The sequence below is a fragment of the Ornithinicoccus sp. genome (assembly GCF_057176825.1).
This window is the reverse complement of record NZ_CM169976.1, coordinates 3,454,065-3,471,853: the sequence shown is the minus strand read 5'-3', so window position 1 is coordinate 3,471,853 and position 17,789 is coordinate 3,454,065. Positions and strand designations below refer to the sequence as shown.

The window sequence follows — 17,789 nt, the reverse complement described above, 5'->3', positions numbered from 1 at the left end:
CCGGAGGAGAGCGCAGTGAGCGACCAGCACCTGGCCGAGGAGAACGTCGACGACCTCGACACCGAGCAGGCCCGACGGGACCTGCTGGACCTGGACCGGCGCGGTCGCCACGAGGTCGTGGACGTCCTGCTGGCGGCCGAGCACCGGGTGACCGCGGCCGTGGAGGCAGCCCGGGACGCGATCGCCGAGGCCGTGCTCCTGGTGGAGCGATCGCTGGACCGCGGGGGCAGGCTGGTCTATGTCGGCGCCGGGACACCGGGCCGGCTGGCGGCGCTGGATGCCGCGGAGTGCCCCCCGACGTTCGGGGTCCCGCCGGAGCGGGTGGTGGCCGTGCTGGCGGGAGGCGGCGCCTCGACCGCTGCCGTCGAGGGGGCCGAGGACCGGGCCGAGCAGGCGCCGGAGGACCTCAGGGCCATCGGACTGGGCCCCGCCGACACCGTCGTGGGGATTACCGCGTCTGGGCGCACACCGTATGTCCTGGCGGCCCTGCGCACCGCCCGCGACCTGGGCGCCGCCACGGTCGCGGTGGTCAACAACCCACGGTCCCCGGCCACGGCGGACGTGGTCATCGAGCTGCTCACCGGGCCGGAGGTCATCGCCGGATCCACCCGGCTCACCGCCGGGACGGCCCAGAAGATCACCCTGAACACGCTGTCCACCACCGCCATGGTCCGGCTGGGACGCACCTACGGGCCGTGGATGGTGGACGTGGTGGCCTCCAACGGCAAGCTGCGCCGGCGGGCCGAGCGGATCATCCGCGAGGCCTGCGGGGTGGATGCCGGGACCGCGGCGGACACCCTTGCCGCAGCCGACGGCCACACCAAGACCGCAGTGGTCGCGCTGCTGGCCGGGGTCGACGTCGCGGAGGCGCGGGATCGACTGGCCCGGCACGACGGGCGGACCCGGGACGCGGTGGCCGGGCCGTGATCGTCGCGTCGGTGTCCTCGGGCACCTCCGCGGACGCGATCGACGTCGCGGTAGTCGAGGCGCACTGGGACGGTCCGGACGTCGCGCTGGAGGTCCTCCTGACGGCCGAGGCGCCCTGGCCGGGCGACCTGCGGGAGCGAGTCCTGGCCCTGTTGCCGCCGGCGACGACCGACCCCGCCGCCCTCTGTCGCCTGGACAACGACCTGGGCCGGGCGCTCGCGGAGGTGACCGCGCAGGCCCTCCGGACCCGCCGGGTTCAGGCGGATCTGGTGGTCTCACCCGGGCAGACGCTCTTCCACGACGTGGTCGACGGGCAGTGCCGGGGGACGCTCCAGATCGGCCAGCCCGCCTGGATCGCCGAGCGGGTCCGGGCCCCCGTCGTCTCGGACCTGCGGGCGAGCGACGTCGCGGCAGGTGGCCACGGGGCGCCCCTGGCCAGCACCTTCGACGCGCTGTGGCTGAGCGGCGCGGTGCCGGGGAGGAGGGCCGGGGCACTCAACCTCGGCGGCATCGCCAACGTGTCGGTCGTCGAGACCACGGGGGCACTCCTGGCCTCGTTCGACACCGGCCCGGGCAACTGCCTGCTGGACCTGGCAGCGGCGCGGGTCTCCGGCGGCAGGCTGGCACACGACGTCGACGGGGAGCTCGCCGCGGCGGGCACCGTGCACGAGGCCCTGCTGGCGCGCTTGCTCGAGGACCCTTACCTCCGTCGGCCCGCGCCGAAATCGACCGGCCGGGAGCACTTCTCGGCCGCGCTGCTCGACCGGGCGCTCGCCGACCTGGATGCCGGGGGAGCCGGGACGGAACCGACCGGGCCCGACTTGCTCGCGACCCTGACCGAGTTCACCGCACGCACGGTGGCCGATGCCGTCGCGAGCTACTGGGTGGAGGAGATCGTCGTGTCCGGGGGAGGCGTGCGCAACCCGCGCCTGATGGGCGCCCTGGGACGGCGGCTCGCACCCACCCGCGTGGCGCCCTCGACGGCATACGGCGTGGACCCCTCCGCCAAGGAGGCGTTGCTGTGGTGCCTGCTTGGCTTCCTCACCTGGCACGGGTGCCCGGGGACCGTGCCCGTGGCCGGCCGCGGCGCCAGCACCGGGGCCATCTCGCCCCGGGTGCTCGGTCGGATCAGCCCCGGGCCGGGACCCCTGGTGCTGCCGGAGCCGCGGACCCGGCCGACCGGCAGCCTGCGAGTCCTCAGCGGCGCGGGTCCTCCGGGCGCTCGATCACGTCACGCTCGATGACGTCGGGACCACCGCGACGCTCCTCGACCACGGTGTGCGAGGTCCGGGTGCGCTGGGCGTTCTGAATCAGGCCGAGGATGATGGCCAGGAGGCCGCCACCCATCAGGATCCAGCCGACCGTGTCCAGGTTGGTGCCGAGGTAGTCGCTGTCCAGGTTGGTGAAATTCAGGATCGCTCCGACGACCAGCAGGGTGATGCCGAGTCCGATGCCCACGGTGTGTCCTTCCTGGCGCGGCCCGTCCGCGCACCACCCCATCGTGGCAGAAGGTATGCCGCTCAGCAGCGCACGAGGACGTCGGGCAGACTCGGGAGCATGACCGATGCATCGGCCCGGTACGACCGAGCCACGTTCCTGTTCGAGACCAAGGACTACGCCGGAGCGGCCACGATCCTGCGCGGCCTGGTCGACGAGGAGCCGGACCAGCAGGAGTTGCGGCTGCTGCTGGCGCGCTCCTACTACCACTCCGCCCAGCTCGGCCGGGCCGAGCAGGAGCTGAAGATCATCGTGGAGCGGTGGCCCAGCGACGCCTACGCCCACCTGGTGCTGGCGCGGACGCTGCAGCGGGCCGGACGTGCCGAGGAGGGAAGCAAGCACCTGGCGCTGGCCGAGGCGATGGGCCTGACGGAGTAGGGCGCTGGCGGGCCGGCTCAGTCGGCAGCGGTACCGACCGGGACGTGCTCGCGCAACGCCTCGAGCACCGCCTCGGCCGCAGCGGGATCCTGGTCCAGCAGCCGGATGCCGTGGGCATACCCCGGCAGGATGAGGACCTCGGCGTCCTGGGCGGCGTCAGCCATCGCCTCGGCCTCGCCCGCGAAGCCCGCGTCATCCTGCGCCGCCACGAGCAGCATCGGCAGGGCCAGGTCGCCGATCACGTCGCGCGCGCTCGCTCCCCGGTAGTAGTCCGGGGCCGAGACCGCCACCACGGCGGCCGGGGGCTCGGCTAGGTCGGGCGCCGCGGCGACGGCATACGTCCCGCCCATCGACGCTCCCACCAGGGCCAACCGGTCGCTGCCCCCGCTGCGCAACTGCTCGGCACCCCGGCTGATCACCGGCTGCGGCCAGGTCCCGCTGTCCATCACGGGGACCAGCACGGCGTACCCCTCCTCGACCAGCCGTTCCGCGAAGGGGACCCAGGCGCAGGCGCGACCGTCGTTCTGGTGGAGCAGGATCACCCCCGCGGGACCCTCGCCGAGCGCGAAGGCGTCCGGCTCCCCGGTGTCCAGTAGGTCGAGCCACTGCGCGTCCTCGCCGGCGTCACACGGCGGCCTCGTGGCGGCGTCCTGCGTGGTGGGCTCGGCGGTGTCCGGCGGGGTTGCCCCGTCGTCCCCGTCGTCTCCGTCAGATCCGCACCCCGCCAGCACCCCGATGAGCAGGAGGGAGGAGAACCGTCTCGTGCGTCCCATCACGTCGCAGCCTAGTGAGTGCGCGTGTCCGAACGGACGAATGGGCGCCCGGGGTGGCACACGTCAGGTCCAGAAGTCGAACCAGAGACGCCACTGCCACTGGGTCCGGGGGATCACCTCGGCGGTGTGGACCGGGTAGTACCAGGCGAACATCGCGACCGCGAGCAGCACGTAGGTGCACACGATCGCCAGGCCCCACCGACGCCGGGTGGGGGAGTCGGTGTCCCTGCCGAGCACCAGCCCCAGGCAACAGACGACGACCAGGACGAGCCAGGGCACGAACGCCACGGCGTAGAAGGAGTAGATGGTCCGGGTCTGGTAGAGGAACCAGGGCAACCACCCGGCGACGATCCCGGACAGGGCGGCCCCGGCCCGCCAGTCGCGGCCGAAGAGCCACAGGAACGCCACCACCAGCAGACCCGCGGCACCGCCCCACCAGACGAACAGGTTGCCCAGCGAGGCGATGTAGGCCACGCACTCCGAGGCCGTGCAGCCCATCTCACCCTCGGACGGCCACTCGGAGTAGAACAGGGTCGGCCTGCCCTGGACGATCCAGGACCACGGGTTGGAGGACCAGGCGTGCTCGTTCTGGAGGCCGACGTGGAACGTCATCACCTCCTGGTGGTAGGACCACAGGGAGCGCAGGGAGTCCGGCACCAGCCGGCCCAGCCCCTCCGTGGGGTTGTCGGCGGCCCAGTGCCGTTTGTAGCCGTCGTCGGAGGCGAACCACCCGGCCCAGGTGGCCAGGTAGGTCACGATCGCGACGGGCACGATGGTCAGGAACGCCGGTATGCCGTCGCGCAGCACTCCCGCACGGAACCACCGGGGCACCCCGATGGTGCGCCGGGCCCCGATGTCCCACCAGACGGTCATCAGGCCGAATACCGCGAGGAAGTAGCCGCCCGACCACTTGGTGCCCAGGCACAGTCCCAGGCAGACCGCGGCCACCACGCGCCACCACCGGATGCCGGTGCCCGGTCCGTACCCGGGGCCGTCCAGGGCCCGGGGACCACCGAGCGCGGTCACCCGGTCGGCGAGGCGGCGGCGGGAATGGTCCCGGTCGGCCAGCAACGCGCAGAACGCCGCCAGCGCCCAGAACATCACGAAGACGTCGAGCAGGCCGGTGCGGGAGTGCACGAAGTGGTGACCGTCGACGGCCAGCAGCGTCGCCGCCACCGTGGCCAGGGTGGCGTTGTGGAACATCCGCCAGGCCGCCCGGCCCAGCATCAGGATCGACAGGCGTGCCCACCACGGCGCAGGCGAACCGCCAGCCGAAGGAGCTGTCGATGCCGAAGAGCCACTCGCCGGCGCCGATCATCCACTTGCCGACGGGCGGGTGCACCACCATGTCCGGCGCGGTCGCCGAAGACGTCGGCGTTGCCGGTGGTGAACAGCTCGTCCGGCTCCTCCAGGCCCTCCTTGATGGCGCGCTCGTGACCGTGCTGGATCATCGACCAGCCCTGCTTGACGTAGTACGTCTCGTCGAAGATCAGCCGGTGCGGGTGGCCCAGGTTGACGAAGCGCAGGGCGCCACCGACCAGCATCGCCAGGATCGGGCCCCACCACCCCCACCGGATCTCGCGCCGCTCCGGGCGACCGTCCCAGGAGTCGCTCCCGCAGCGCGGCGGCGGCCTCCCCATCAGTCACGGCGCCATCGTAGGCGGCTTTCCGGGGATGATCCGTCAGGCGGGGGATGGGGGAGTAGTAGAGTCCCCCCGTGGCCACCCAAACTGTCTCCGCAGGTCCACGCACCGGACCCAACAGCATCGTGCTGAAGACCGTGATGGCTGTGACCGGCCTGGTCTTCATCGGTTTCATCGTCGCCCACATGTACGGCAACCTGATGATCTTCGGCGGGAAGGACGCGTTCGACGAGTACGCGCACCACCTGCGGGAGTTCGGGGAGCCGATGCTGCCCTACGGCGGTTTCCTGTGGATCATGCGGATCACCCTGGTGGTGAGCCTGGTGCTGCACGCCTGGTCGGCGTTCGTGCTGTGGTCCCGCGCCGGGCAGGCCCGCAAGACCCGCTACCAGGTGAACAAGGCGGTGAAGTCGCTCTTCATCTCCAAGGCCATGCGGTGGGGCGGGGTGGCCCTGCTGATCTTCGTGGTGTTCCACCTGCTGCACTTCACCACCAACACCATCCAGATCAACGGCGACTTCGCCCGCCCCTCGGACCGGTTGGTCTCCAGCTTCGAGGTGTGGTGGGCGGTCCTGATCTACGTCGTCGCGGTGCTCGCGCTCGGGATGCACCTGCTGCACGGGGTGTGGAGCGCGGCGATGACGTTGGGTCTGAACACCAGCCTGAAGCGTGCCGAGGTGATCCGCGTCGTGTCGGTGGCGGTCGCCGTCGTCGTCGTCGTGGGCTTCCTGGCGCCGCCCCTGTGCATCCTGTTCGGGATCATCCCGTGACCGACGTGACCGACCGGACCCCGACGAGGACGGAGCCCCAGACACCATGACGCAGAGCCTGATCGACGGCCTCTACCGCGAGGGGGAGCCGGTCGCCGACGCCAAGGCCCCGGCCGGGGACATCACCGGCAAGTGGCAGCAGCGCAAGTTCGACGCCAAGCTGGTGAACCCGGCGAACCGCCGCAAGCTGAGCGTCATCATCGTCGGGACCGGCCTGGCGGGGGCCTCCGCGGGGGCGACCCTGGGTGAAGCCGGCTACAACGTGAAGTCGTTCTGCTACCAGGACAGCCCGCGCCGGGCCCACTCCATCGCCGCCCAGGGGGGCATCAACGCGGCGAAGAACTACAAGGGGGACGGCGACTCGGCATACCGGCTGTTCTACGACACGGTCAAGGGTGGGGACTACCGCTCCCGGGAGACCAACGTCTACCGCCTTGCCGAGGTCAGCGTCGACATCATCGACCAGTGCGTGGCCCAGGGCGTGCCGTTCGCCCGGGAGTACGGCGGACTGCTCGACAACCGGTCCTTCGGTGGTGTCCAGGTCTCCCGCACCTTCTACGCCCGCGGGCAGACCGGGCAGCAGCTGCTGATCGGTGCCTACCAGGCCCTGGAGCGGCAGATCGGCGCCGGGACGGTGGAGATGTTCCCCCGGCACGAGATGCTCGAGCTCATCGTCGTCGACGGGCGGGCCCGGGGCATCGTGGCCCGCGACATGGTCACCGGCGAGGTCCAGACCCACTTGGCGGACGCCGTGGTGCTGGCCAGCGGCGGGTACGGCAACGTGTTCTTCCTGTCCACCAACGCGATGGGCTGCAACGTCACCGCGAACTGGCGGGCGCACCGCAAGGGTGCCTACTTCGCCAACCCGTGCTACACCCAGATCCACCCGACCTGCATCCCGGTCTCCGGTGACCACCAGTCCAAGCTCACCCTGATGAGCGAGTCGTTGCGCAACGACGGTCGGATCTGGGTGCCCAAGGCACGCGAGGACTGCGACAAGGACCCGCGGGAGATCCCGGAGGAGGACCGCGACTACTACCTGGAGCGGATCTACCCCTCGTTCGGCAACCTGGTGCCGCGCGACATCGCCTCCCGGCAGGCCAAGAACATGTGCGACGAGGGCCGTGGGGTCGGCCCGAAGGTCGGGGACTTCCGACGCGGGGTGTACCTCGACTTCGCCGACGCGATCAAGCGTCTCGGCGAGCCCGCGGTGCGGGCCAAGTACGGCAACCTCTTCGACATGTACGAGCGGATCACCGGGGAGAACCCCTACCAGGTCCCGATGCGGATCTATCCGGCCGTGCACTACACGATGGGCGGGCTGTGGGTCGACTACGACCTGGAGTCCACCATCCCGGGCCTGTTCGTCACCGGGGAGGCCAACTTCTCCGACCACGGTGCCAACCGGCTCGGCGCCTCGGCCCTCATGCAGGGCCTGGCGGACGGCTACTTCGTGTTGCCCAACACCATCCGCGACTACCTCGCGTCCGGCCCGTATGAGCCGCTGACCGAGGAGCATCCCGATGTCGTGGCGGCCCGGACCGACGTGGAGGAGCGGATCCAGACGCTGCTCGCGATCAACGGGGAGCGCTCGGTCGACTCCTTCCACAAGGAGCTCGGTCACATCATGTGGGAGTACTGCGGGATGGAGCGCAGCGAGGAGGGGCTGCGCAAGGCCATCGACCTGATCCGGTCGTTGCGGGAGGAGTTCTGGCGCAACGTGCGGGTGCTCGGCGCGGCCGACACGCTGAACCAGTCGCTGGAGAAGGCCGGCCGGGTCGCCGACTTCCTCGAGCTCGGCGAGTTGATGTGCATCGACGCCCTGCACCGTCGGGAGTCCTGCGGCGGTCACTTCCGGGCCGAGTCGCAGACCGAGGACGGCGAGGCGTTGCGGCACGACGACGAGTTCGCCTACGTCGCGGCCTGGGAGTGGGGCGGTGACTCGGGCGACCCGGTGCTGCACAAGGAGAACCTGGAGTACGAGTTCATCGAGCTGAAGCAACGGAGTTACAAGTGAACCTGACCCTGAAGATCTGGCGGCAGGACGGCCCCTCCGACGCGGGGCAGATGGTCACCTATCCCATCGAGGACGTGACCGAGGACATGTCCTTCCTGGAGATGCTCGACGTGCTCAACGAGCGACTGATCGAGAAGGGCGAGGAGCCGGTCGCCTTCGACAGCGACTGCCGCGAGGGGATCTGCGGCATGTGCGGCCTGATGATCAACGGTCAGGCGCACGGCCCGGAGCGCACCACGACCTGCCAGCTGCACATGCGGTCCTTCCAGGACGGCGACGAGGTCGTCATCGAGCCGTGGCGCGCCGAGGCGTTCCCGGTGCTCCGCGACCTGGTGGTGGACCGGGGGTCCTTCGACCGGATCATCGCCTCCGGCGGGTTCGTCTCCGCCGACACCGGCTCCGCCCCTGACGCACACGCCACCCCCGTGCCCAAGGACAATGCGGACCGGGCCTTCATGGCGGCCGAATGCATCGGGTGCGGCGCCTGCGTGGCTGCCTGCCCGAACGCCGCCGGCATGCTCTTCATGGGCGCCAAGGTGACCCACCTCGGCGAGCTGCCGCAGGGGCAGCCGGAGCGGGACGCCCGCGTCCTGTCCATGGTCAGCCAGTACGAGGAAGAGGGCTTCGGCGGGTGCACGAACCTCGGGGAGTGCTCCCGCGCCTGCCCCAAGGGGATCCCGCTCAACGTCATCTCCCAGCTCAACGGCGACCTGCAGCGCGCGTACCGCCACGGCTCGTGACCCCGCAGGGCCCCGGGGCCCTGGTCCTGGCCGCGACGCCGATCGGCGACTCCCGGGACGCCTCGCCCCGGCTGCTGGAGGAACTGGCGGGCGCCGACCTGGTCGCGGCCGAGGACACCCGGCGGCTGCGGCGGTTGTGTGACCGGCTGGGGGTGCACCCCAACGGGCGGGTGCTCAGCTACCACGAGCACAACGAGGCGTCCCGCACCCCGGACCTGGTGGAGCGGATCGCCGCGGGGGACCGGGTGCTCCTGGTCACCGACGCCGGGATGCCGTCGGTCTCAGACCCCGGCTATCGCCTGGTGGTCGCCGCCGTCGCCGAGGGTCTCCAGGTGACCTGTGTGCCCGGCCCCAGCGCCGCGCTGATGGCGCTGGCCGTCTCCGGGCTGCCGGTCGACCGGTTCTGCTTCGAGGGGTTCCTGCCGCGCAAGGCAGGCGAACGGGACCGGTGGTTGGCCGGGCTGGTCGACGAACCCCGCACGATGGTCTTCTTCGAGGCCCCGCACCGACTGGCGGCGATGCTCGCGGCCCTGGCGGGCGCGCTGGGTGAGGACCGTCCCGCCGCGGTGTGCCGCGAGCTGACCAAGACCTACGAGGAGGTGTGGCGCGGCCCGCTCGGGGAGTTGCGGGACCGGGCCGCCGACGGGGTACGGGGCGAGATCACGGTCGTGGTCGCCGGTGCCGACCCGACCCGGGGCCACGGCGCGCACGACCTCGCCGAGGTAGTTGACGGCATACAGCAGCGGGTGGCCGCCGGGGAACGGCTGAAGGACGTGTGCGCCGACGAGGCAGCCCGCACCGGCCTGGGCCGCAAGGCGCTCTACGACGCCGTGCTCGCCGCCCGCCGCTCCGACTGACTCGATACTCCTGCACCGGGTGACCCCAAGTTTATCTTTCTGAAGAACTAAGGGTACGTTATGCATCGCTCATATCCCGTGCCCGCCCCAGGAGAAGCCATGTCCCAGGAGTCCAGCTCCAACGAGATCCAGTCCCACTTCGAGGCTGCGTCCAGCAAGCGCAAGAAGCTGGGCATCGCCGGCGTCGTCGCGGTCCTGGTGGTGGCGGCAGGCGTGGTGCTGGTGCCCCGCCTCCTGGGCGGCGACGAGGACGCGGATGACCTGGTGCCGCTGCACATCGCCGACACGGCGCAGAGCGACTTCCAGGACACCATCATCGAGGTCGGCAGGGAGAAGGGGCTGGACATCACCTTCACCAACTTCACCGACCCGTACCTGCCCAACACGGCCCTGGTCGAGGGGGAGGTGGACGCGAACGCCTTCCAGCACATCGCCTGGCTCAGCCAGTTCAACAAGGAGAACGACAGCGACATCACGCCGCTGTTCTCGACCGTGATCTCCACGTGGGGCCTGTTCTCCGAGGACCACGACTCGGCCGAGTCCATCCCGGAGGGGGCGCGGATCGCCGTGCCGGACGACCCGGCCAACTTCTCCCGTGCCCTGTTCATCCTGCAGTCGGCTGGGTTGCTGGAGGTGGACGACGCCGCCGGTGTCTTCCCCGTCGAGGAGGACATCACGAGCAACCCGCTGGACCTGGAGCTGGTGCGGCTGGCCCACGAGTCGGTGCAGACGGCATACGAGGACCCCTCGATCGAGGCGGTCGTGATCGCCACCGACGACTTCGACCCGGCGCTCGACATCACCAGCGAGGACGCCCTGACGTTGGAGGACGCCTCGGCCGAGTCCTCGGCTCCCTACATCATCGTGGTGGCCACCAGGGCGGACAACCTGGACAACGAGGCCTGGCCGCTGCTCGAGGAGACCTACCGGGACGAGCGCGTGGTGGAGGCGCTGGAAGAGGAGAAGCGCGGCGAGGCGACCATCGTGGACTTCCCCGTCGACCAGTTGCGCACGGCGCTGGCCGAGTTGACCGAGCAGTGACCGGGACGTCCCTGTCACCCTGGCACCATGGCTGAACGCATCCGGCTGACCGGCGTCACCAAACAGTTCGAGGCGACCAAGGGCAGCGCCCCCCACCTGGCCCTCCGGGACGTCTCCCTCTCCATCGAGGCGGGCGAGATCTACGGGCTGATCGGCCAGTCCGGGGCGGGCAAGTCGACGCTCCTGCGGTTGATCAACGGTCTGGAACGGCCCAGCTCGGGCACGGTGGCGGTCAACGGCACCGACCTGAGCCGGCTCAAGGGCGAGGAGATGCGGGCGCTGCGGCGCTCGATCGGCATGGTCTTCCAACAGTTCAGCCTGTGGAACGCCCGGACGGTCTACGACAACATCGCCGTGCCGCTGAAGCTCGCCGGGTGGAAGAGGGAGGCGATCAACGATCGGGTGGCCGAGCTGATCGACTTCGTCGGGTTGCACGGCAAGGCCTTCGCCCGCCCGCGGCAGTTGTCTGGAGGTCAGAAGCAGCGGGTCGGGGTGGCCCGGGCGATCGCCACCCGCCCCTCGATCCTGCTGGCGGACGAGGCGACCAGCGCCCTCGACCCGCAGACCACCACCGAGATCATCGATCTGCTCAAGGCGGCCAACGCCGAGTTCGGCATCACCATCGTCGTCGTCACCCACGAGATGGACGTCATCGCCAGGCTCGCCGACCGGCTCGCGATCCTGTCCCACGGCCAGGTGGTCGAGACGGGTGAGGTGCACCAGGTGCTCTCCCGTCCGGAGCACCCGGTCAGCGCCGGGCTGGTCGGCTCCTACACCCGGATGACCCTCACGGAGGCGGACAAGCACGAGCTGCGCCAGGACTTCAGCGGCAGACGGATCTCCGTCGTGGTCCAGGAGTCGCTGCTGCAGACCCCCCTCCTGAGCCGGCTGGCCCGGGAGTCCCACGTCGACTTCACCGTGATCACCGGCGGCATCTCCCGGGCCAAGGGTATGCCGTACGGCCAACTGAGTCTGGCGCTGTACGGCGAGGACTCCGACGTCGACGCCTTCGTCGCCGGTCTGGAGCAGCACGCGGAGGTGAGGTCCTGGTGAGCGACCTGTTCGGGTTCAGCACCGTGGAGCGGGTCGGTCACGCCCTGGGCGAGACCCTCTTCATGGTGTCGGTGTCCTTCTTCTTCGCCAGCATCCTCGGCCTGATCCTGGGGATCTTCCTGTTCGCCACCCGGCCGGGTCAGATCCTGGGCAGCAGGGTCGCGCACACCGCGCTGAACATCGTGGTGAACACGCTGCGGCCGATCCCGTTCATCATCCTGTTGATCGCGCTGACGCCGGTGACGCGGTCCCTGCTGGGGACCAGCATCGGACCGGCCGCGGCGATCCTGCCGCTGACCATCGCCGCGTCCGTGGGGATCGCCCGGGTGGCCGAGTCGAACCTGGTGGCCGTCGACCCCGGGGTCATCGAGGCGGCCAGGGCGGTCGGGGCCAAGCCGATGCACATCCTGTTCGGCTTCGTGGGGCGGGAGGCGCTGGGTCCGCTGATCCTGTCCCTGACCTTCATCTTCGTCGCGCTGATCGACGCCACCGCAGTGGCCGGCGCCGTCGGCGGCGGCGGCCTGGGCAACCTGGCCCTGACGTATGGGTACCAGCGCTTCGACTACCCGGTGATGATCCTGATCATCGTCGTGCTGATCGCGCTGGTGCAGTCCGTCCAGTTCCTGGGCAACTGGATCGCCCGCCGATTCATCCAATGACCGGTCCGACCGGGCCGGGTCCCCGACCACGAGGAGAGTCATGACCACCCCCGCTGGATCCGACGTCGCGTCGATCGCCAGCCGGCTGATGGCCGGCCTGCCGGGACGTGCCGGCTTCGGTGACGCCAGCCTGATCACGATCCGACCGGGCACGGTGGACCTCGGGGGTGGCAACCCGGACCCCGCGCTGCTGCCGACCGGGCTGTACCGGGAGTCAGCCCTGGCGATGACCTCAGACGCCGGATTCGCGGCGTCGCTGAAGTATGTCCCGGCGCCGGGCACCGAGGAGTTCCGCTCGTTCCTGGCCGACCGCTCGGGGGTCGGTCTCGACCAGATCATCGTGACCGCCGGAGGCATCCAGGGACTGGCCCTGGCCACGCTCGGCACCGTCGACCCGGGAGCGGTCGTGCTGGTCGACAACCCGGTCTTCCCGCTGTTCCTGCGCGTGCTCGACCTCGTCGGGGCGCAGGTCGTCCCGGTGCCGGTCGAGGAGGACGGGATCGACGTGGAGCACATCGAGGGTCTCCTGGCGCAGGGCCTGCGCCCCGCGGCCCTCTTCACGGTGCCGACCTTCCACAACCCGACGGGGGCGGTGCTGTCCGGTGAGAAGGCGCGTCGCCTGGTGGACCTGGCCGCCCGCTACGGGTTCACCGTCTTCGCGGACGACCCCTACCGGGAGCTGGCCTTCCCCGGCGTGACGACCGAGGGCTCCCGGGTGCTGGAGGGTCACCCGCACGTCGTGGGGGTGCAGACCTTCGCCAAGACCCTCGGCCCCGCCATCCGGCTGGGCTGGATCACCGTCCCGACGACGCTGTCCCCGGGGTTCGTCAAGCTCCGCAACCGCCTGGACGGCCAGGCCAGCGGGGTGCTGCAGGACCTCGCGCTGCGCATCATCGCCCACCCGGGCTATCAGGAGGCCACCAGCGCGGCCGGCGCCGCCTATGCCACCAAGGAGGCGGCACTGCGGACCACCCTGCAGGACGGACTGGGGGACGCGGTGCAGATCTCACCCGCCAGCGGCGGCTACTTCCTGTGGGCCCGGGTGACCCGTGGTCCCGGAGGCGGACCGCTGGACAGCCAGGCACTCTTCGACACGGCACAGGCCGGGGGAGTGACCTACCAGCGCGGCGAGTGGTTCGGGGTCCCGATGGGTGACGCCTCCTCCGCCGGCCGGTTGCGGCTGTCCTTCAGCGAGCCGAGCGTGGAGGACCTGAGGCTGGGCGCGGAGCGGCTGGTCCGGGCCTGGGAGGACCAGGCCTGATCCGTCAGTAGTAGCCGGCGTCGTCGAGCGCCTGCTGCTTGGCACGTCTGCGTCGCGCGGCGCCACGCCAGGCGACGTACCCGCCCCAGACGAGCAGCACCAGCAGGACGATCACGATGACGGGGAAGAAGATGGCCACCAGGCTCAGCGACACCGACGCGGTGTCCTCGGCCGCGGAAACGACCGGGGCGCCGAAGCCCATCGTGGTGCCGTTCACGACCGGCCGCGTGACTGCCTTGCCGGTGTGCACCAGGCCGGAGATCACGATGCCGGCGACCACCGAGATCCACGGGTTCTCCTGCAGGAACCCGCTGCTCTGCTCCAGGTCCTCGGCCGCCTGGGTGGCCGCGAAGATCAGACCGCCGGTGGCGGGTCGCACGAAGGTGCCGAGGGCATCGTTGAGGTGGTCGACGACGGGGACCTTGTCCAGCACGAGCTCGGCGACCAGCAGCACGGCGGCCGCACCGAGGGCCCAGTCGGACTCGATCCAGGCGAACTGCGCCGGGAGGTTGATCACGTCGGTGAACCGCGCGATCAACCCGACGAGCAGGAACGGAATGTAGGCGTTCAGGCCGGCGGCGGCGGATAGGCCCATCCCGGTCAGTGCAGCGAGCATGCGGTGCCTCGCCCCCTTCGTGTCGGCGCAGACCCCCAACGGGTCGCGTCGTGCTTAGTGAACCACGTCCTCGGCGGGCCACATCGACTCTGTGACGGGACGGGACGGGCTCCGGTTCCCTCCCGGATCCCCTCCGGATCCCTGCCGGACGACACGACGCGACCCGGACTGGGGCCTTCCGGCCGGTGGCGTCGGGACCTTGGTCCCTGTGCCCGGCACCGCCCGCGGCGGGATCGTGGAGGGGTCACCGACGGTGACGACCGACCCACCCCTGACCCAAGGAGCACCGCCCTCATGCGTCGCAAGACCCTCGACACCCTCCTCTCCGCAGCCGGCCTCTTGATGGCTGTCGTCCTGCTGGTGGCCGGCGGGTTGCTCACCTGGGCCAGCACCTTCGTCGGCAACCAGGTCCACGAGCAACTGTCGGCCCAGAACATCACCATGCCGTCCGGTGCCGCCATCGAGGGGGAGGAGTACGCCCCGCTGCAGGAGTTCGCCGGCCAGCCGATGACCAACGGCGACCAGGCCCGGGCCTACGCCGACTACTTCATCCGGGTGCACATGGACCACTCCACCGACGGGCGGACCTACTCCGACCTGGGCGCCGACATCGCCGCGGCGGAGGAGGCGGGTGACGAGGAGCTCGCGGCCGAGCTCACCGCCCAGCGCGAGTCGCGGTTCAAGGGCGAGACGCTGCGCGGCCTGCTCCTCTACGGCTACGCCTTCGCCACCATGGGCAAGATCGCCGGCTACGCCGCCATCGCCTCCTACATCGGCGCCGCGCTGATGCTGGTCCTCGGCGTCCTGGGCCTGCGGCACGCGCGTCGGGTGCCCGAGGACGCCGTCGTCTGATCCGGCACCGACACGCAGGACCCGCGGGACTTCGGAAAGTCCCGCGGGTCCTGTGCATGGGCCGGGGTGCCCGCCCGTATGCCGTGTGCCGGCCGGGTGCCCCGGGTCGCCTCAGTCGGTGTAGACCAGGGCCTCGATCTCCTTCACCACATCGTCGGACACCGCGCTCTCACCACCGAGCACGACGACGTGCTCGGCACGCAACCGCAGCAGCTCATCGAGCGTGGTGCCGGGGATGGAGTCCGGCCGGACCAGCAGCACCGGGGTCTCCAGGTGCCCGGCCCGGGCGGCGCCGGCCAGGGCGTCCGGGTAGTCCTCGCCGGTGGCCACGAAGACCACCTCGAGACCCGGGTCGTAGTCGGCGGAGATCTCCGCGGCGGTGCCGTAGCGGTTCGCCCCGAAGACCCGGTCGACGGTGTCGGCATACTCCTCCAACGACTGCTCCACGCCCTCGGTGATCGCGCTCTGCCCACCGAGCACCACGATCCGGTCCGGGTCCAGCCGGTCCAGCTCGTCGGCCGTCTCGGACGGGATCCGGTCGGTGCGCACCAGGAGGACGGGGCCGTCCAGGGCGCCCGCGCGGGCGGCGCCGGCCAGGGCGTCGGGGAAGTTCAGCCCCGTCGCCACGTAGACGGTCTCGGTCCCGACCGGGTACTCCGCGGAGATCGCCGCGGCGGTGGCATACCGGTTGGCGCCGAACATCCGGGTGACCGAACCCTCGGTGTAGTCCTCCAACGCGGTGAGCACGTCGCCGTGGATGGCCGACTCGCCACCGAGCACCACGATGTTGGCCGGCTCCAGCCGGTCCAGCTCGAAGAGGGTGGCGGCCGGGAGCTCGTGCGGCCGCGTCAGCAGCACCGGGACGCCGTCGGTGGCGGCCTTCGCGGCGCCGGTGAGGGCGTCGGGGAAGGTGGCACCGGTGGCGATGTAGACCGTGTCCACGCCGGGGTCGTACTCGGCCGCGATCCGGGCCGCCGTGGCGTACCGGTCATAGCCGGTGTAGCGCGACACCGTCGGGGACGTCGGGTCCGCGTCCGCCGCCTCGATCGTGAACGGCTCACTGGTCCACGTCTCCAGGTGGTCCGCGTTCTCCGGGTCGCCCAGCGCCTTCAGGACGGTGACCTCCAGGAGGTACTTGCCGTCGGGGACGGTCTCGCCCTCGAACGTGCCGTCCCAGGCGAAGCTGGAGAAGTTGCCCTCGGTGGCGCTGCGCGGGAGGTAGTCCCGCACGGCGACCTCGCCGAGCTCCTCGCCCTGGCTCCCGTCGTCGTTCGCCTCGTATGCCGTGAGGGTCAGCGAGCGGGACTGGTGCGCCAGGTGGGCCAGCACCACGGGCACGTTGCCCTCGACCAGGTCGTAGACGGGCTCGTCACCCTCCCCGGTGTCGGGGAACGCGTCGTAGCTGCCGCCACCGATGCACTCCGATCCCTCCAGCACGGTGCAAGAGACCAACTGGCCCAGCACCGGCAGGTCGATGCCCACGGCGCCGGGGGTGAGGACCTCGATCGCCTGGTAGTCACCGCTGTAGCCGGCGTAGGGCACCCGCAGCGGCGCGCCGTCCTCGGGGGTGAACTCGACCCAGCCGCTGTACTGGCGGTCCGTCTCCGGGTGGGTGAACGTCAACTCCACCGACACGGTCTCCCCGGCGGGCACGGTCACCGTGTCGGGGCCCTGCATCACGGCCGGGTCGAAGAAGTAGCCCGGGTTGTTGCTGGGCGCGCCCGTGGCGACCGTGGTGTTGTTGTTGGCGATGCTGTAGGTGACGTCGGAGTCACCGCTGTTGGACAGCTCCAGCTCCGTGGCGAACGGCCCGGTGCCCTCGCCGAGGGCCAACTTGCCCGGGCTGATGGTGGTGGTGGCCAGGATCGTGTCGTCGACGTCGATCAGGCCGGCGCCCTGTCGGTGGGCGCCCTCGAGCAGGCCCGTGGCCGGGTTGAGCGACCACAGGGCCGGGTCGGCGCTGTTCTGCAGCACGGTCCCGCACCTCGCGCGGGCTCCAGGTCACGGTCGGCCTGCAGGATGCAGGGCCGCGGCACCCGCGACGTGCGGGGCGGCCATCGAGGTGCCCGAGTTGTTGCCGTAGCCCGCCCTGCTCGAGCGGGCAGGGCGGAGAAGATGCTGCCACCGGGGGCGCCCAGGTCGGGCTTCAGACCCAGCTCCGCGGTCATCCCGTAGGAGCTGAACTCGGAGATCAGCCCGCCCGTCGGGTTGGGCGCGGAGGTCGTCTCGGTCGGTCCAGGTGAGGTCGGTGTCCCCGGCCGCCACGACGGCGTCCATCGCGTGGCCGTCCTCCTGGAAGACCATCACTACCGGGATGGTGATCGCCGGGTCGCCCTCGACCGTCGGGTTGACCATGCCGGGTGCGTTGTTGTAGATGACGACACCGGCAGCGCCGGCTGCCTGGGCGTTGGCGGCCTTCTCGTGGAAGGCGCAGACGCCGCGCTCGATCAGCACGATCTGGTCGGTCAGGTCCTCGGTGATCCCACCGTCCTCGGTGCAGGCCCGGGCCGCGGACCGAGCCCGGGTCGCCGAGCCGGGCCAGCGGCGGTGGCTGCCCTCGGTCGGCGGCGTCGGCGCGCCGCGTCGGCCGGAGAAGTAGGGGACGGCCGTGTCGTCGGGGCCGTAGGTGAAGGCGCGGGGCCGTCACCGACACGTTGTCGAACGAGGCGACGCCGATGGCCTTCTCGCTCGACGCCGGGGGCGCC

19 protein-coding genes and 1 pseudogene are annotated in these 17,789 nt (G+C 70.9%); 12 read left to right on the top strand and 8 right to left on the bottom strand.

Annotation, left to right across the window (positions count from 1 at the left end; all coding sequences use genetic code 11):
- Positions 1 to 15: 15 nt before the first annotated feature.
- Both murQ and AC1QRC_RS17325 read left to right on the top strand, forming a co-directional pair.
- Positions 16 to 927 (top strand): N-acetylmuramic acid 6-phosphate etherase, encoded by a 912-nt coding sequence (gene murQ / locus AC1QRC_RS17330; RefSeq protein WP_484204487.1) that lies wholly within the window; start codon positions 16 to 18, stop codon positions 925 to 927.
- Positions 924 to 2,171, top strand: a complete 1,248-nt coding sequence (locus AC1QRC_RS17325; protein WP_484204486.1) for an anhydro-N-acetylmuramic acid kinase — start codon at positions 924 to 926, stop codon at positions 2,169 to 2,171. The genes murQ and AC1QRC_RS17325 overlap by 4 nt, the downstream gene beginning before the upstream one ends.
- On the opposite strand, the gene AC1QRC_RS17320 is transcribed toward AC1QRC_RS17325, so the two are convergent.
- Positions 2,125 to 2,385 carry a DUF6458 family protein gene (locus tag AC1QRC_RS17320; RefSeq protein ID WP_484204485.1) on the bottom strand — a complete coding sequence of 87 codons (261 nt, stop codon included), beginning with the start codon at positions 2,383 to 2,385 and terminating at the stop codon, positions 2,125 to 2,127. The genes AC1QRC_RS17325 and AC1QRC_RS17320 overlap by 47 nt on opposite strands.
- A 99-nt stretch (positions 2,386 to 2,484) precedes the next feature.
- Here AC1QRC_RS17320 and AC1QRC_RS17315 point away from each other — a divergent pair, with 99 nt between their 5' ends.
- Positions 2,485 to 2,802, top strand: a complete 318-nt coding sequence (locus AC1QRC_RS17315) for a tetratricopeptide repeat protein (protein WP_484204484.1) — start codon at positions 2,485 to 2,487, stop codon at positions 2,800 to 2,802.
- A gap of 17 nt (positions 2,803 to 2,819) precedes the next feature.
- On the opposite strand, the gene AC1QRC_RS17310 is transcribed toward AC1QRC_RS17315, so the two are convergent.
- The 3 genes from AC1QRC_RS17310 to AC1QRC_RS17300 all read right to left on the bottom strand — a co-directional run bounded on the left by AC1QRC_RS17310 (position 2,820) and on the right by AC1QRC_RS17300 (position 5,215).
- Entirely contained in the window at positions 2,820 to 3,575 is a 756-nt protein-coding gene (locus tag AC1QRC_RS17310) for an alpha/beta hydrolase (protein WP_484204483.1), read from the bottom strand.
- Positions 3,576 to 3,638: 63 nt separating this feature from the next.
- Positions 3,639 to 4,802 carry a dolichyl-phosphate-mannose--protein mannosyltransferase gene (locus tag AC1QRC_RS17305; RefSeq protein WP_484204482.1) on the bottom strand — a complete coding sequence of 388 codons (1,164 nt, stop codon included), beginning with the start codon at positions 4,800 to 4,802 and terminating at the stop codon, positions 3,639 to 3,641.
- On the bottom strand, positions 4,802 to 5,215 hold the full coding sequence (locus AC1QRC_RS17300; protein WP_484204481.1) for a hypothetical protein: 414 nt from the start codon (positions 5,213 to 5,215) through the stop codon (positions 4,802 to 4,804). The genes AC1QRC_RS17305 and AC1QRC_RS17300 overlap by 1 nt, the downstream gene beginning before the upstream one ends.
- 77 nt (positions 5,216 to 5,292) lie before the next feature.
- On the opposite strand from AC1QRC_RS17300, the gene AC1QRC_RS17295 reads away from it, so the two are divergent.
- From AC1QRC_RS17295 to AC1QRC_RS17260, 8 genes are all read left to right on the top strand, one after another.
- The gene (locus tag AC1QRC_RS17295; protein ID WP_484204480.1) at positions 5,293 to 5,988 is read left to right on the top strand and encodes a succinate dehydrogenase cytochrome b subunit; all 696 of its coding nucleotides are present in this window, start codon (positions 5,293 to 5,295) and stop codon (positions 5,986 to 5,988) included.
- Between the two features lie 46 nt (positions 5,989 to 6,034).
- Positions 6,035 to 8,005, top strand: a complete 1,971-nt coding sequence (locus AC1QRC_RS17290; protein ID WP_484204479.1) for a fumarate reductase/succinate dehydrogenase flavoprotein subunit — start codon at positions 6,035 to 6,037, stop codon at positions 8,003 to 8,005.
- Positions 8,002 to 8,745 (top strand): succinate dehydrogenase/fumarate reductase iron-sulfur subunit, encoded by a 744-nt coding sequence (locus tag AC1QRC_RS17285; protein WP_484204478.1) that lies wholly within the window; start codon positions 8,002 to 8,004, stop codon positions 8,743 to 8,745. The genes AC1QRC_RS17290 and AC1QRC_RS17285 overlap by 4 nt, the downstream gene beginning before the upstream one ends.
- A complete protein-coding gene (rsmI, locus tag AC1QRC_RS17280; RefSeq protein WP_484204477.1) occupies positions 8,742 to 9,602 on the top strand; it encodes a 16S rRNA (cytidine(1402)-2'-O)-methyltransferase in 861 nt (286 codons plus the stop codon). The genes AC1QRC_RS17285 and rsmI overlap by 4 nt, the downstream gene beginning before the upstream one ends.
- A gap of 99 nt (positions 9,603 to 9,701) precedes the next feature.
- Positions 9,702 to 10,643, top strand: a complete 942-nt coding sequence (locus AC1QRC_RS17275) for a MetQ/NlpA family ABC transporter substrate-binding protein (RefSeq protein WP_484204476.1) — start codon at positions 9,702 to 9,704, stop codon at positions 10,641 to 10,643.
- A gap of 27 nt (positions 10,644 to 10,670) precedes the next feature.
- Positions 10,671 to 11,696 carry a methionine ABC transporter ATP-binding protein gene (locus AC1QRC_RS17270; RefSeq protein ID WP_484204475.1) on the top strand — a complete coding sequence of 342 codons (1,026 nt, stop codon included), beginning with the start codon at positions 10,671 to 10,673 and terminating at the stop codon, positions 11,694 to 11,696.
- Positions 11,693 to 12,355, top strand: coding sequence for a methionine ABC transporter permease (locus AC1QRC_RS17265; RefSeq protein ID WP_484204474.1), 663 nt, complete (start codon positions 11,693 to 11,695; stop codon positions 12,353 to 12,355). The genes AC1QRC_RS17270 and AC1QRC_RS17265 overlap by 4 nt, the downstream gene beginning before the upstream one ends.
- 40 nt (positions 12,356 to 12,395) lie before the next feature.
- Positions 12,396 to 13,616 carry an aminotransferase-like domain-containing protein gene (locus AC1QRC_RS17260; protein ID WP_484204473.1) on the top strand — a complete coding sequence of 407 codons (1,221 nt, stop codon included), beginning with the start codon at positions 12,396 to 12,398 and terminating at the stop codon, positions 13,614 to 13,616.
- A gap of 4 nt (positions 13,617 to 13,620) precedes the next feature.
- Here AC1QRC_RS17260 and AC1QRC_RS17255 read toward each other — a convergent pair whose 3' ends face one another.
- A complete protein-coding gene (locus AC1QRC_RS17255) occupies positions 13,621 to 14,232 on the bottom strand; it encodes a DUF4126 domain-containing protein (RefSeq protein ID WP_484204472.1) in 612 nt (203 codons plus the stop codon).
- 294 nt (positions 14,233 to 14,526) lie between these two features.
- Here AC1QRC_RS17255 and AC1QRC_RS17250 point away from each other — a divergent pair, with 294 nt between their 5' ends.
- Entirely contained in the window at positions 14,527 to 15,084 is a 558-nt protein-coding gene (locus AC1QRC_RS17250; protein WP_484204471.1) for a hypothetical protein, read from the top strand.
- Positions 15,085 to 15,195: 111 nt separating this feature from the next.
- Here AC1QRC_RS17250 and AC1QRC_RS17245 read toward each other — a convergent pair whose 3' ends face one another.
- The 3 genes and pseudogenes from AC1QRC_RS17245 to AC1QRC_RS17235 all read right to left on the bottom strand — a co-directional run.
- Positions 15,196 to 17,058: a cell wall-binding repeat-containing protein gene (locus AC1QRC_RS17245; RefSeq protein ID WP_484204470.1), complete on the bottom strand. Its 1,863-nt coding sequence runs from the start codon at positions 17,056 to 17,058 to the stop codon at positions 15,196 to 15,198.
- A 27-nt stretch (positions 17,059 to 17,085) separates the two neighbouring features.
- On the bottom strand, positions 17,086 to 17,361 hold the full coding sequence (locus AC1QRC_RS17240; protein ID WP_484206677.1) for a S8 family serine peptidase: 276 nt from the start codon (positions 17,359 to 17,361) through the stop codon (positions 17,086 to 17,088).
- A 12-nt stretch (positions 17,362 to 17,373) separates the two neighbouring features.
- Positions 17,374 to 17,580 (bottom strand): annotated as a pseudogene (locus AC1QRC_RS17235) (PA domain-containing protein); the annotation flags it as partial.
- Positions 17,581 to 17,789: the final 209 nt, after the last annotated feature.